Genomic DNA, 14,364 nt, shown 5'->3' on the forward strand with positions numbered 1-14,364 from the left:
ACACCGGCGGCCGGCGGCGCAGCGGCAAGATAGGCCGCCAGCGCCAGCACAAGCCCGAGCGCCGCCATCAGGACCAGCACAACCGGCAACAGGGCGATGCCCGGCAACGGGATCAGCGGCGCCACCGCCACCGCCAGCAGACCCCGCGACAGCTCCTCCGACACCGTGATGCCGCTGTTGAAACCGTAGCGCAGCACCACGTTGCCGAACACCAGCACCAGCATGCCGGCCAGACAGGCCACGATCGCGACCTTCAGAACGAAGACATACCCGTCGATGACGCGGCCCATCCGATCCTCCCCTTTGCTCTTTTCGTTCAGGATCCCGTCAGCTCATTCCGCCGGCAGGGCCGCGATCTTGGCGCGGAAGGCGTCGGTGCCGGCGACCACCTTGTCGAGCACCGCGTCGAGCGCCCAGAAGCGTTCACGCACGTCGTACTGGATCACCCGGCAGCGGATCGACCCGAAGGTGCCGAGGCGCTGGTGGTACATCTTGGCGAAGGCCGGATAGCCCAGGCTTTCCGACACCGCAGCCACCACCAGGAAGGTCGCCAGCTCGTCCGCCAGCTCCGGATGGCGGTCGCCATGCAGCCGCATCCAGCGGTAGAGATCCGGGTGGATGTTGGTGAAGACGCCGGTGAAGCCCGGCGACCCCGCCCGCATGGCGTCGCGCGCGATGGCGGCGTTGGCGTTGATGATGGCGAGGCCGGTGCCTTCGGCGATCTTCAGCCGGCGCTCGACCGTCGGCAGATCGCAGCTGACATCCTTCAGCAGGACGAAGCGGCCGCTGTCGATGCAAAGCCGCAGTTCTTCGTCGGTCAGCAGCCGGCGGTAGGGCGCCGGGCATTCGTAGAGGCCCAGCGGGATGCCGCGCGGCAGCCGCTCCAGCAGGTGCGACAGGTGGTGGCGGAACGCCTCCGTGCCCTCGTTCTTCGGATCGAGGTGGTTGGTCACCAGCACCAGCGCGTCGCCGCCGGTGGCGGCCATCGCCGTCAGTTCCTCGACCTGGGCGTCGAGATCGTCGCTGATGTGGCCCGACACCACCACCGGCACCCGGCCGGCGACGGTGGCGACGACGAATTTCGCCAGATCCACCCGTTCGGCCAGCGACAGGAACTGCATCTCGCTCGACTGGCAGACGGCGAACAGGGCGTCGGCGCCGTTGGCCAGATACCATTCGATCAGGCGGGCCAGCCCCGGATAATCGATCTCGCCGGCATCGGTGAAGGGAGTCAGCATCACCGGAATGATGCCGTCAATGCGCTGCGCCATGGGAACTCTTCCAATCGGGAGGGGATGCGAAAACAAATGCGACAAAAAGGGGAATGGGAGGCGCCGAACAGCCGGTCAGGCGAGCGCCAGCCCGCCGAGCGCCCCGTCGGTTTCCTCCGCCACCGGCAGGCTGGCCTGACCGCCGGCCCGGGTGCAGGACAGCGAGGCGGCGCAGGCGGCACGGCGGATCGCCGCGGCAAGCGGCCGGCGACGGTCGAGTTCGGCCGCCAGCACCCCGACGAAGCAATCGCCGGCCCCGGTGGTGTCGCGCACGGCGACGGCGGGGGCGGGCTGGCGGCCGCTGCCGTCGAACGACGCCCACTCGACGCCGTCGCCGCCCAGGGTGCGGATCACCGTGCCGCCGAGCACGGAACGCAGCGACGGGGCGTCGCCGGCGCATCTCAGATGACTGCCCAGCCACGCCGCCTCGTCCTCGTTCACCACGAGGATGTCGACGGCCTTCAGCACCGGCAGCGGCAGAGCGGCGGCCGGGGCGAGGTTCAGGATCACCCGCGCGCCGAGCCAGCGGGCGCGCAGGATCAGCGAGGCGGTCTCGCCGGGATCGGCCTCCATCTGCACGATCAACGTCGTGCCGACGGACAGAAGCGCGTCCTCGACCTGTTCGGCGCGCGCCCGCAGGTTGGCCCCACCGGCGACGACGATCTGGTTGCGCCCGGCGGCATCGGTGCAGACGGCCGCGGTGCCGGTCGCATGGCCGGAGTTCTTGCCGGCCACCGCCACGCGGGACAGATCGACACCGGCGCCGCGCAGGCCGCTCAGCGCGGTTTCCTTCAGCCCGTCGTCGCCGACGGCCCCGACCATCGTCACCGCGGCACCGTCGCGGGCGGCGGCGACCGCCTGGTTCGCCCCCTTCCCGCCGGGATGCAGGTCCAGCGACCGCGCCAGCAGGGTCTGGCCGGCAGCGGGCAGATCCTGCATGGCGAAGATCATGTCGAGATTGATGGATCCGAAGACGACGATCATGGCTCCGCTCCGCTGACTTAGCTCCCGTTACTTGGGCTCCCGGTTACTGGGCGGCGCGCGCCTTTTCGATCTCGGCCTGGGCCTGCGCCATCAGGGCGGGATCGACCTTCTGCGCGAACTTCTCGACCACCGGGCGGATCTTGGTGCGGAACTTCTCGATCTCCGCCGGGGCCAGCTCGGTGACGGTCATGCCCTTCGCCTTCAACTCCTCCACCGCCTTGCTCGCCTGCTCGCGCGAGACGCGGCGCTCATAGTCGCGGGCCTCCAGCGTGGCGTCCTGGATCAGCTTGCGCTCGTCCTCGTTCAGCTTGGCCCAGAACTTGGCGCCGACCAGCACCGCCTGCGGGTTGTACATGTGGTTGCTGAGCGTCAGGTACTTCTGCACCTCGTTCAGCTTGGCGGTCAGGATGCTGGGGGCCGGGTTCTCCTGGCCGTCGACCGTCTTGCTTTCCAGCGCGGTGTAGACCTCCGGGAAGGGCAACGGCACGGCGTTGGCGCCCAGCGTGTTGAACAGGTCGATGTAGATCGGCGACTGCACGACGCGGATCTTCAGGCCGGCGATATCATCGACCGTGGCGATCGGCCGGCGGCTGTTGGTCAGCTGGCGGAAGCCCAGCTCCCAATAGCCGAGCCCGACCAGCCCCTTGGCCGACAGCTTGTCCAGCAGGGTCTTGCCGACCGGCCCGTCCATCACCGCGTCGGCCACCTTCGGCGACTCGAACTGGAACGGCAGGTCGACCATCACGAAATTGTCGTCCAGGCTGGACAGCAGCCCGGCATTCAGCACCGTCATCTCGACGATGCCGCCCTGCAGCGCCGAGATCATCTGCACGTCGCCGCCCAGCACGCCGTTGGTGAAGACCTGGACCTTGATCTTCCCGCCGCTCTTTTCCTTCACGATCTCGGCGAACTTCGCCATGCCCAGCGCCAGCGGCGACCCGTCGGCCCCGGCGCTCGCCAGCTTCATGGTGCGTGCGCCGATCTCCGCCGCGTTGCCCACGCCGCCGAACAGCAGCATCCCCGCCGTGACGGCACTCGCCAGAACTGCCTGAAGACCGTTGCGCATACCATTCCTCCTGATGCGGCCCGTTCGGGGGCGGGCCTTTGCCGGTTGCCTTGGAAATCGGGCCGGGGGAGTGAAGCCGTCACTCGGCCGGCGCCCTCGATGTAAGCGCTTACATAGATCGTGATACGAACTGATGCAACAGCAAACTTGACGCAGCATGGAGGATATGTAACCGCTTTCAACCAACAGCTTCACGCCCGCCATGGAGATTGCCGGCGATGTCAGAGCCGAAGCCAGGACGCCCGCCCCGCGCGGTGGACGTCGCCGCGGCGGCGGAGGTATCGACCGCCACCGTGTCGCGCGTCTTCAACAACCCCGAGAAGGTCGCCCCGGCGATCCGCGAACGGGTGCTGGCCACCGCCAAGGCGATGGGCTGGATGCCGCACGCCGCCGGCAGCGCGTTGGCCCGCCGCCGCAGCTCCATCGTCGGGGCGGTGATCCCCACCCTCGACAACGAGGTGTTCGCCGCCCAGGTCGGCGCGATGCAGGCCGCCTTCGCCGAGCGCGGCATCACACTGCTGCTGAGCTGCTTCAACTATGACCAGGATCAGGCGGTGCACGACGTCCAGGCTATGCTGGCCCGCGGGGTGGAGGCGCTGGCCATCGTCGGCGAGGCCCACCGGCCGGAGCTGTTCGCCGCCATCCGGGCGCGGCACATCCCCTATGTCGTCACCTACAGCCACCGGCCGGACAGCCCGCACCCTTGCGTCGGCTTCGACAACCGGCAGGCCTTCCACGGCATCGCCCGCCATCTGCTCGACCTCGGCCACGAAACCATCGGGGTCATCATCCAGCCGACGGCCGGCAACGACCGCGTCGCCGCCCGCCTGGACGGGGTGCGCGGGGCGCTGGCCGAATGCGGCCTCGCCGTCCGCCCGCAGCATCTGTGCGAAGGGGAGTGGAGCATCGATTTCGGCCGGCAGAGCGTGCGCGCGATGCTGGCGACCGATCCGGCGCCGACCGCGGTGATCTGCGGCAACGATTATCTCGCCATCGGCGCCCTGCTGGAGGCGCGGGCGATGGGGCTGTCGGTGCCGCGGGATCTCAGCATCACCGGCTTCGACGACATCGCCATCAGCCGTCAGCTCGATCCGCCGCTGACCACCATGCACATCGACAATCACGAGATCGGCCGGCGGGCCGCCGACTATCTGCTCGCCTGCCTGGAGGGCGGCCAGCCGGCGGCGCTGCCGCCACTGGTGCCGACCCTGATCCGCCGCGGCACGACGGCGCCTCCGGGCCTGGGCTGAAGGCGCCGGAACACCGCCGGCCGGCCGCCGGGATGGCCGCCGGCCTTCAAGCCATGAGGCTCCAGGCCCAAAGGCGGCCCACCGTCAGGCGGCACGGATCTCCGCCAGGAACGCCTCAAGCTCGCGCTTCAGCAGGGCCGCATCGGTCGCCAGCGTGTCGGCGGACTGCTTGACCTGACCGGCGGCAACCCCGCTCTCCCGCTCGGCCTTCTGGATGTCGACCACGCTGTGCGAGACCTCGTTGGTGCCGATGGCGGCCTGCTGCGCGTTGCGGCTGATCTCATCGGTCGCCGCACTCTGCTGTTCGACCGAGGCGGCCATTTCCGCAGCGGACTGGTCGATATGCTCGACCTGACCGATGATGCCGCGCATCGCTTCCACCGTCCGGTCCGACGCCGCCTTCACCGTGCCGATCTGCAGGCCGATCTGTTCGGTCATCGCGTGCGTCTGGTTCGCCAGGTTCTTCACCTCGCTCGCCACCACGGCGAAACCCTTGCCGGCCTCCCCCGCCCGCGCCGCTTCGATGGTGGCGTTCAGCGCCAGCAGGTTGGTCTGCGAGGCCACCGCATTGATCGAGGCGACGACCTGATCCACCTGTTCGATGGCGGCGGACAGCGCGTCCAGATGGGTGCGCGCCTGCTCCGCCCGTTCGGCGGTCGATTTCGACTGCTGCGCCGCCTGCACCAGCCGCCCCGACAGGCCGCGGATCGCCGTCGACATCTCCTCGGCGGCCGAGGCCACCGCCTGGACATTGACCGAGGCCTGCTCTGAAGCGGACGCCACCGACGTGCAGTCCTGCTCCGCCTTGCGGACCGCGTTGGACAGATGGGACGCCGTCTCCTGGAAGCCGCTGGCGGACTGGCCGAGCTGATCGACGATGCGCCCGACCCGGCTCTCGAACCGGTTCGCCAGATCGACCACCGCGGCCCGCTTTTCCGCGGCCGCCTGGGCGGCGGCGCTGCGGCGCTCCTGCTCCATCTGGCGGTTGCGCAGGATGTTCTCCTTGAAGACCTCCAGCGTGCGCGCCATGCCGCCGATCTCGTCCCGGCGCCCGCGCTCGGGCACCTCGGCCTCCAGATCATGGTCGGCAAGGCGCAGCATGACGCCATGCACGCGCGACAGCGGGCGCGTCACGCTGCGGGCGACCGCCCAGCCCAGCAGCAGGGCCAGCGCCGACAGCCCGGCGACCACCAGCCCGAACACGGTCATCATGCCGAAAAAGGCGGAACGCAGGTCATCGGTGTAGACGCCGGTGCCGATGACCCAGTCCCACGGCTTGAAATGGACAGAATAGGCCAGCTTCTCATAGGTCGGCCCCTGCGGATCGTTGGGGCGCGGCCATTCGTAGGTCACGAATTCCGGAACCGGCGTCAGGGCGCCGCGCACCGCCTCGCGGATGACGTAGACGCCGTTGCGGTCGCGGATTTCCGCACCGCTCTTGCCGATCAGCGCCGCGTTGGCGTGCATGACGTTGATGATCTGCGAAGTCCAGATCCACAGATACTCCCCGTCGGCGTAGCGCATCGCGCCGATCGCCGTCCTGGCGCGCTCCTTGGCCTCCTCCTCGCTCATCGCGCCGTCCTGCGCCAGCTTGTGGAAGCGGGCGGCGATGCTGCCGCCGCTCTCGGCGATGAAGCGGACGCTGTTCATCCGCTGTTCGACCAGCGCGCGGTTGACGAAATGGCCGCCGACCGCCGCCACCAATCCGGCGGCGATGATCGACAGCGAGGCGAGAAATCCGATGCGCCACCGTAACGGCAGCTCCGACAAACGCATGATCCTGTCTTTCCTCTTCCCGGCCCGCTCCGGCAGGCCGGATCGACGTTAGGAGCCGCCGCCCGCACCGGCGACGATGCTGGTGACCGCTTCGACGGTGCCATGGTCCGCGGAATGGACCCGGTTCACCTCGTTGAACGCGGCGATCTGGGCGTGGCTGACATGGCTGAATTGTTCCGCCGCCCGCAGGGCGACCGCCCGCCCGTCGGGGGCATCGGCGACCGTGATGCGGAAGGTTACGGACACATCGACAGTCTCTGCCATACTACCATCCTTCAAAAGAGTACAAATGGTCGCGGAGCCGCCCGTCAAGGTGGTGGGGCGGCTCCGCCTCGTGTCAGGTCAGGCGCGCTCGACGCAGAGGGCGACGCCCATGCCGCCGCCGATGCACAGGGTGGCGAGACCCTTGCGGGCATCGCGCCGGCCCATCTCGTGCAGCAGGCTGACCAGGATGCGGGCACCCGAGGCGCCAATGGGATGGCCGAGCGCGATGGCGCCGCCATTGACGTTGACCTTGGCCTCGTCCCAGCCCATCCCGGCATTCACCGCCAGGGCTTGCGCCGCGAAGGCCTCGTTGGCCTCGATCAGGTCGAGGTCGTCGACCGACCAGCCGGCCTTCTGCAGAGCCAGTTTCGAGGCCGGGATCGGCCCGGTGCCCATGACGCTGGGATCGACACCCGCCGTCGCCCAGGAGGCGATGCGCGCCAGCGGCGTCAGCCCGCGCCGGGCTGCGTTCTCCGCCGTCATCAGCACCAGCGCCGCAGCCCCGTCATTGAGGCCGGAGGCGTTGCCGGCGGTCACCGTGCCGTCCTTGGCGAAGGCCGGGCGCAGCTTGGCCAGCGCCTCCAGCGTGGTGCCGTGCTTTGGATATTCGTCCTCCGACACGACGACGTCGCCCTTGCGGCCCTTGATGGTCACCGGCACGATCTCGTCCCGGAAGCGGCCGGCCTTCTGCGCGGCTTCCGCCTTCTGCTGCGAGGCCAGCGCGAACTGGTCCTGCCGCTCCCGGCTCAACTCCCAGGCGCGGGCGACATTCTCGGCGGTGGTGCCCATGTGATAGCCGTGGAAGGCTTCCCACAGCCCGTCCTTGATCATGCTGTCCAGCATCTCGGCAGTGCCCATCTTGGTGCCGTTGCGCAGATGCATGAGATGGGGCGACAGGCTCATGTTCTCCTGGCCGCCGACCACCATCACCTCGGCGTCGCCGCAGCGGATCGCCTGATAGCCGAGCGCCACCGAGCGCAGGCCCGACCCGCAGACCTGATTGATGCCGAAGGCGGTCTTCTCGACCGGAATGCCGGCCTTCACCGCCGCCTGGCGGGCAGGATTCTGGCCCTGGCCGGCGGTCAGAACCTGGCCCAGGATCACCTCGGTCACCTCGGCGGCGTCGGTGTGGGCGCGCGACAGCGCCTCGCGGATCGCGGCGGCGCCAAGCTCATGGGCGGGGACGGACGCCAGCGCGCCGTTGAAGCTGCCGATGGCGGTGCGGACCGCGCTGGCGATGACGATCTCGGTCATGGAGGACTCCTCCGGAACTATGTCTTGCAGGAAGGAAGGCCGCCGCGCCCAATCGGGACCGCGGCGGCCGGTTGGTCGCAAAGGGTCAGAAGTAGAGGCCGATCAGGAAGATGGGCAGCGTGATGACCAGGGCCGTCGCGCAATAGCCCATGATGTCGCGCACCCCCAGCCCGGCGATGGCGAGCGCCGGCAGCGCCCAGAAGGGCTGGGCCATGTTCATCCATTCCTCGCCATAGGCGATGGCCATCGCCGCCTTGCCGAGATCGACGCCGAGCTGCTGGGCGGCCGGCATGATGAAGGGACCCTGCACCACCCAGTGGCCGCCGCCCGACGGGACGGCGAAGTTGATCAGGCCCGACGACAGGAAGGCGAGGACCGGGAAGGTCTCCTTGTTGGCGATGTCGACGAACAGGTTGGTGATCAGACCGCCCAGGCCGGAATGCTCCATCATGATCTGGATGCCGGCATAGAAGGGGAACTGCACCATGATGCCGGCGGTACCGCGGGCGGCGTTGGCGACGGCGCGGGCATAGGCCATCGGCGTGCCGTGCAGGATCAGACCGGCCACCAGCATGATCAGGTTGACCGTGTTGATGTTCAGGTCGAAGCCCTTGGCCTGGAAATGCAGGAACAGGTAGCCGATGCCGAGCGCCGCGACGACGAAGCCGAGGATGCGGCTCTCCTCCAGCTTTTCCGCCGGACTGGCGTCGGGGCCCAGCACGCGCTTGGTCGAAGGCTCCGGCTTCAGCAGGGCCGGGTCGACCGCCACCACCTCATGCGGCTTCGGGTGCATCATCCGGCAGATCAGCGGCAGGACGACGATCAGCGCCAGCGTGATGCCGATGTTGTAGGTGGTGAAGATGGTGTCGGCGATCGGGATCAGGCCAACCGTCTTCTCCATCGGATTGCCCTTGGTCGCGGCGACCAGCGGGACCGAGGCGGAGAAGCCGCCATGCCAGGTCATGAAGCCGATATAGGCCGAGGCGATCAGCAGCCGGTAATCGGATTTGGGGACACGGCGGGCCACCTCGCGGGCGAACATGGCGCCGACGACGAGGCCGAAGCCCCAGTTGACGACGTTGGTCACCGCGGCGGCGAAGCAGACCAGCATGACGCCCTGGGTCGGCGTCTTCGCGATGGAGGCCACGCGGCCCATGACGTTGCGCACCGGCTCGGAGCTGGCGAGTGCATGGCCGGTGACCAGCACCAGCGCCATCTGCATCGAGAAGGCCAGCAGGTTCCAGAAGCCGTTGCCCCACATGCGGACCAGATCGACCGGCCCGCTCGGCGTCAGCCACCAGGCGAAGCCGAAGGTCAGCACGGTCAGGATGATGGCGAAGATCAGCGGATCGGGCAGATAGCGGCTGACCAGCCAGGTCAGGGCGCGGGAAATCGGCGTGATCGGGTTGAAGCGGGCGCTGGCGTCCGGCGCCGGCGGGGGTGCGGTGGTGACGCTCATGGCGGATCTCCGGCACGAGGGGGGCCGTTCGCGCCGCCGGGCATGACAGCCGGGCGGCGCGGGAACGGTGGTTCCCCCCAAGGATCGAAATGGGCCGATGCCAAACTAGACCGATGCCCGGATGGCGACGGTCAGGCGGCGAGCGGCATGGTCGGGACGGCGGACGGGACGATCAGCTCGGCCCCGGTCTGGGCCAGCACGTCGGCGACCGTGACGCCGGGCGCGACCTCGCGCAGCACCAACCCCTTGTCCGTCGGCTCGATCACCGCCAGTTCGGTGACGATCAGGTCGACGCGCCGCACCGAGGTCAGCGGCAGCTCGCAGCGCTTGACGATCTTGGGCGTGCCCTTGGCGCTGTGCTGCATGGCGACGATCACCCGCTTGGCGCCGGAGACCAGATCCATCGCACCGCCCATGCCGGGCACCATCTTGCCGGGCACCATCCAGTTGGCGAGCCGGCCCTCCTCATCGATCTGCAGGCCGCCCAGCACGGTCACGTCCAGGTGCCCGCCGCGGATCAGCCCGAAGGACATCGCGCTGTCGAAGGAGGCGGCTCCCGGAACGGCGCCGATCGGGCTGCCGCCGGCATCGCTCAGATCCTCGTTCTCCGCCCCCGGCTCCGGCACCGGCGCCATGCCGATGATGCCGTTCTCCGACTGGAAGAAGACGTTGACGCCGGCCGGCAGATGGGCGGCCACCATGGTGGGCAGGCCGATGCCGAGATTCACCAGGTTGCCCGGCCGCAGCTCCAGCGCGACGCGCTTGGCGATCAGGGTTTTCTCATCCATGGCGATGCTCCTTGGCGACCAGGCAGTCGACCAGCACATTCGGGGTGACGACGCTGTCGGGCGGAATGACGCCCACCGGCACGATGTCCTCGGCTTCGACGATCACCGTTTCGGCGGCCATTGCCATCAGCGGATTGAAGTTGCGCGCGGTCAGCGCGTATTCGAGATTCCCCAGGTAGTCGGCCCGCTTGGCGGCGATCAGGGCGAAATCGGCCTTCAGCGCCCGCTCCAGCAGATAGACGGTGCCATCCAGCTCGATGCGCTGCTTGCCGTCCTCGACCACCGTGCCGACGCCGGTCGGGGTCAGCACGCCGCCGAGGCCGAAGCCGCCGGCCCGCACCCGCTCGGCCAGCGTGCCCTGCGGCACCAGTTCCACCTCGGTCTCGCCGGCGATCATCTGGCGCTGGGTTTCCGGGTTGGTGCCGATGTGGCTGGCGATCACCTTGCGCACCGCCTTGGCGGCGATCAGCCGGCCGATGCCGACGGCCGGGCGGGCGGTGTCGTTGGCGATCACCGTCAGGCCGCGCTTGTTCTGGCGCAGCAATTCCTCGATCAGGCGGGGCGGCGTGCCGACCCCCATGAATCCCCCGATCATCAGCACCGCGCCATCGGGAATCATGGCGACGGTGTCTTCCAGCTTCCGCACTTTACTCATTCGACGTCTCCCTTGGACGTCGGAGCGCAGCAGGGCATGCCCGGCCGCGACCCCGCGGGCGCGGAGCCCGCCGCCCGATCCGAAGCGGGACCGGACAAACGAACCGCGCGCTCTTTCTTGGTTTCCTAGCGCTGCGATCGGCGGACCTGCGAAATCCCCGCCAAGGCAGGGGCACGTCGGGGTCCTCCGATATACCCACACTCTAGCAATGGGTGTGCCAGCCGCCGGAGACGGTGCGGGGAGCGGCGTTCACCGGCAATTCCCCCGATTTCCGGCGGTTGCAGCCGGCCGCCGCCGGGGCGGATCACCGATGGCCGGCCCCGCCCGGTGCGCAACTTTGTGCGTGCTGCGCAAGATCTTGCGCAGCGGCGCCGTCGTGGCATCTCCGGCTCAGGAAATGCCGTATTCCTGCAGCTTGTAGAGCAGCGAGCGCCGGCTGATCCCCAGCTCCTGGGCGGTCCGCATCCGGTTGCCCTCGTTGCGGGCCAGCGCCTCGGCCACCACCCGCGCCTCGAAGCGGCTGACCTGTTCGCGCAGCCCGCCGCCGCCGGAGATGGGCGGCGCGGCGTCGGTCCCGGTTATCGCTTCACCATCCTCGGGACAGCCGGCGATCTGCTCCGGCAGATCCTCCGCGACGATCATGGCGCCGGTGCTCATCACCACGGCGCGCTCCATGGCGTTGGACAGCTCGCGGATGTTGCCGGGCCAGCGATAGGCCAGCAGGCGCTCCATCGCCTGCTCGTCGATGCCGCCGACCTCGATCCGGTTCTCGGCGGCGAAGCGTTGCAGGAAATGGCTGGCGAGCAGGCGGACATCCTCCGGCCGCTCGCGCAGCGGCACGGTCCTGAGGGTCACCACATTCAGCCGGAAATAGAGATCCTGCCGGAACAGTCCCTGGCGGACCATCTCCTCCAGATTGCGGTTGGTGGCGACGATGACGCGCACATCCGTGCGCACCAGCTCGGTGCCGCCGACCCGTTCGAACTCGCGCTCCTGCAGGACGCGCAGCAGCTTGACCTGCAGGCTGGCGGAGATGTCGCCGATCTCGTCGAGGAACAGGGTGCCGTGCTCGGCCTGTTCGAAACGGCCGCGGCGGCGGGCCTGGGCACCGGTGAAGGCGCCCTTTTCGTGGCCGAAGAACTCGCTTTCCAGCAGCCCTTCCGGCACCGCGGCGCAGTTGACCTTGACGAAGGGACCGGCGTTGCGCGGGCTGTTGTAGTGGATGGCCGCCGCCACCAGTTCCTTGCCGGTGCCGCTCTCGCCGGTGACCAGCACGGTCGCGTTGCTCTTGGCCACCTTGGCGATGGTCTGCAGAAGCTCGCCCATGCGCGGACTGGCGGTCAGGATGCGGTCGGTGTGGTAGCTGCTGGACAGTTCGCGGTGCAGGGTCGCAATGTCGTCGCGCATCCGCCGCATCTGCAGCGCCCGCCCGACCTGCAGCAGGATCTCGGCGATGTCGAACGGCTTGATCACATAATCGAAGGCGCCATCCTTGATCGCCTGGACCGCCGAGCCGACCTCGGCGAAGGCGGTCATCAGGATGACCGACGCCGTGCGGTCGAGCTTGCGGATCTCCGCCAGCGCCTGCAGCCCGGTCATCCGCGGCATGCGGACGTCCATCAGCACCACGGCATGGCGCTGCGCGGCGAAGGCGGCGATGGCCTCCACGCCGTCGGCGGCGGTGGTCACCGACAGCCCGTCGCGCGACAGCACCGCCGCCAGCATCTCGCGGATCGCCTCGTCGTCGTCCACCACCAGGACGGCCGGCGCTGCCGTGGTCTGCACCGCTGGAAACTGGGTCGTCATGACTCAACCGTTTGAGTGTGCAGGACAGGAATCCGCAAGGTCACCGTGGTTCCGGATCGAACGGTGCCGGCCTGCATTGTGTTGGATTGCGGCGTGCTGGCGATGGTGATCGTGCCATGGTGAGCATCCACGATCCGATGGGCCATGGCCAGCCCCAAGCCGGTGCCGTTCGGCTTGGTTGAAAAGAAGGGGTCGAACACCTTGTCGAGGTTCTCCGGCGCGATCCCCTCACCCTCGTCGGCGACCGTGACGACGACGTCGCGGCTCTCCTCAGCCACGGCAGCGGTGGCGATGGCGATGCCTCCGGTTTCCGAGGTCGCCTGGATCGCGTTGATGATCAGGTTGAGCATGACCTGCTTGAGCGCCTCGCCATCGGCTTCGACCAGGGGCAGGCCGGGGTCGAGATGCAGGGCGATGCGCGCGTTCGACTTGCGCCCGGCCAGCAGCGACACCTCGCGAATCAGGTCGTTCAGCTGCACCGGCGCGAAGGCCGGCGGACGCGGCCGGCCGAATTCCAGCAATTCGGTGACGAGGCGGTTCAGGCTGTCGACCTGCCGCACGATCAGCGGGGCATAGCGCTGCCACTCCGCGACGTCGTCGGAGCTTTCCAGGAATTGCATGAAGCCGCGGATCGAGGTCAGCGGGTTGCGCACCTCGTGGGCAAGGCCGGCGACCAGTTCGCCCAGCGCCGCCAGCCGGTCGGCCCGCATGATCTGGGTCCGCAGCCGCTGCTGCTCGGTGATGTCCTTCAGCACCACGACCGCGCCGATGGCATCGCCGTGGCTGTCGCGCAGCAGGCTGCTGGACACGGTGAGATGAAGCGTCTGCCGGGTTCCCGGGAACTCCAGCGTCACGCCGACATGCGGCCGGCCGGTCTTCAGCGTGTCGAGCAGGGGGCTGGCGAAGCCGGCATCGGGCTTGAACAGCGACTCGTAGGGCTTGCCGATCACCTCGGTTGCGGTGACGCCGATCATCGCCTCGGCGGCCGGGTTGATCGCGGTGACCAGCCCGGCCCAATCGACGGCGATCACGCCGTCGGCGATGCTGTGCAGGATGTTCTCGGTCAGCGACCGGGCATCCAGCAGGGCACGGGCCATGGCGTTGACCTCGACCGCGATGGCGCCGAACTCGCCCGGCGGCGGCTCGATCGCCTTCCCAAGGTCGCCGCGCAGGCGCAGCAGGCCGTCGACGATCTGCCGGATGTCGCGGCCGACCCCACGCGCCAGCACCTGCGTCAGCGCAAGCCCGAGCAGGATGCCGGCGAGGCTGACCGTCAGAACCGCGCGGTCCATCGCCGCCGCCTGCCGTTCCACGTCGTCGGACAGCTCATTGGCCCAGATATAGCCGACCACGCTGCCGTCGCGGACGATGGGCAGCATCGCGTTCAGGATGAAGCCGCGCACCTGCCGCCCGCTTTCCAGCGCCCGTTGCCCAGTCTCCAGCACACGCCAGCCCGGATGCTCCGGCGGTATGCTGGTCCCGACCGTCGCGCTGTAGTCCCGGCTGGGTCCATAGGTGATGATGGCGTTGAGCGCCTTGCTGTAATAGCCGACACCCACCCCCGGATTCGCCCCGGCGACCATGTCGGTGACGGGAGTCAGGCGCGCGGACAGGGCCTGGATGGCGGCGCTGCGGTCGCCGGCCATGCCCATCTCGGCCAGCAGCGGATCGAAGCCCGGGCCGAGATTCGCATCCAGCAGGCGCGTCAGGCCAAAGAGCTTTTCCGACTTTTCCTGAACCAGCGCCTGCCGCCCCTCCCGCTCCAGCAGATAGCCGGTCAGCGAGATGGCA

The 14,364-nt window shown here is 68.8% G+C and carries 12 protein-coding genes and 1 pseudogene; 1 reads left to right on the top strand and 12 read right to left on the bottom strand.

Features of this window, described 5'->3' with window-relative positions:
• From I71_RS40400 to I71_RS33780, 4 genes and pseudogenes are all read right to left on the bottom strand, one after another.
• Nucleotides 1-290, bottom strand: a pseudogene (locus I71_RS40400) (hypothetical protein); the annotation flags it as partial.
• A gap of 42 nt (nucleotides 291-332) precedes the next feature.
• Complete coding sequence (locus I71_RS33770) at nucleotides 333-1,271, bottom strand: dihydrodipicolinate synthase family protein (protein ID WP_042704603.1); 939 nt, start codon at nucleotides 1,269-1,271, stop codon at nucleotides 333-335.
• Nucleotides 1,272-1,346: 75 nt separating this feature from the next.
• Nucleotides 1,347-2,255, bottom strand: a complete 909-nt coding sequence (locus I71_RS33775; RefSeq protein ID WP_042704604.1) for a PfkB family carbohydrate kinase — start codon at nucleotides 2,253-2,255, stop codon at nucleotides 1,347-1,349.
• Between the two features lie 43 nt (nucleotides 2,256-2,298).
• On the bottom strand, nucleotides 2,299-3,321 hold the full coding sequence (locus I71_RS33780; RefSeq protein WP_042704606.1) for a TRAP transporter substrate-binding protein: 1,023 nt from the start codon (nucleotides 3,319-3,321) through the stop codon (nucleotides 2,299-2,301).
• A 218-nt stretch (nucleotides 3,322-3,539) separates the two neighbouring features.
• Between I71_RS33780 and I71_RS33785 the strand changes: the two genes are divergently transcribed.
• Complete coding sequence (locus tag I71_RS33785) at nucleotides 3,540-4,571, top strand: substrate-binding domain-containing protein (protein ID WP_042704608.1); 1,032 nt, start codon at nucleotides 3,540-3,542, stop codon at nucleotides 4,569-4,571.
• 84 nt (nucleotides 4,572-4,655) lie between these two features.
• Here I71_RS33785 and I71_RS33790 read toward each other — a convergent pair whose 3' ends face one another.
• The 8 genes from I71_RS33790 to atoS all read right to left on the bottom strand — a co-directional run.
• Complete coding sequence (locus I71_RS33790) at nucleotides 4,656-6,347, bottom strand: methyl-accepting chemotaxis protein (protein WP_042704610.1); 1,692 nt, start codon at nucleotides 6,345-6,347, stop codon at nucleotides 4,656-4,658.
• Between the two features lie 48 nt (nucleotides 6,348-6,395).
• Nucleotides 6,396-6,611, bottom strand: a complete 216-nt coding sequence (locus I71_RS33795) for a hypothetical protein (protein WP_042704613.1) — start codon at nucleotides 6,609-6,611, stop codon at nucleotides 6,396-6,398.
• Nucleotides 6,612-6,689: 78 nt separating this feature from the next.
• Nucleotides 6,690-7,865 (bottom strand): acetyl-CoA C-acetyltransferase, encoded by a 1,176-nt coding sequence (locus I71_RS33800; RefSeq protein ID WP_042704615.1) that lies wholly within the window; start codon nucleotides 7,863-7,865, stop codon nucleotides 6,690-6,692.
• Nucleotides 7,866-7,950: 85 nt separating this feature from the next.
• Nucleotides 7,951-9,324: a TIGR00366 family protein gene (locus tag I71_RS33805; RefSeq protein ID WP_083897532.1), complete on the bottom strand. Its 1,374-nt coding sequence runs from the start codon at nucleotides 9,322-9,324 to the stop codon at nucleotides 7,951-7,953.
• 131 nt (nucleotides 9,325-9,455) lie between these two features.
• Nucleotides 9,456-10,112, bottom strand: coding sequence for a 3-oxoacid CoA-transferase subunit B (locus tag I71_RS33810; protein ID WP_042704617.1), 657 nt, complete (start codon nucleotides 10,110-10,112; stop codon nucleotides 9,456-9,458).
• A complete protein-coding gene (locus tag I71_RS33815) occupies nucleotides 10,105-10,767 on the bottom strand; it encodes a 3-oxoacid CoA-transferase subunit A (RefSeq protein WP_042704619.1) in 663 nt (220 codons plus the stop codon). Before I71_RS33815 ends, I71_RS33810 begins: the two co-directional genes overlap by 8 nt.
• Before the next feature lie 390 nt (nucleotides 10,768-11,157).
• Nucleotides 11,158-12,573, bottom strand: coding sequence for an acetoacetate metabolism transcriptional regulator AtoC (gene atoC, locus I71_RS33820; RefSeq protein ID WP_042704620.1), 1,416 nt, complete (start codon nucleotides 12,571-12,573; stop codon nucleotides 11,158-11,160).
• A partial coding sequence (gene atoS / locus I71_RS33825; protein ID WP_042704622.1) for a two-component system sensor histidine kinase AtoS occupies nucleotides 12,570-14,364 on the bottom strand: 1,795 nt, incomplete at its 5' end. The genes atoC and atoS, both read right to left, overlap by 4 nt.

Source organism: Azospirillum sp. B506 (assembly GCF_000333595.1).
Lineage (GTDB): Bacteria > Pseudomonadota > Alphaproteobacteria > Azospirillales > Azospirillaceae > Azospirillum.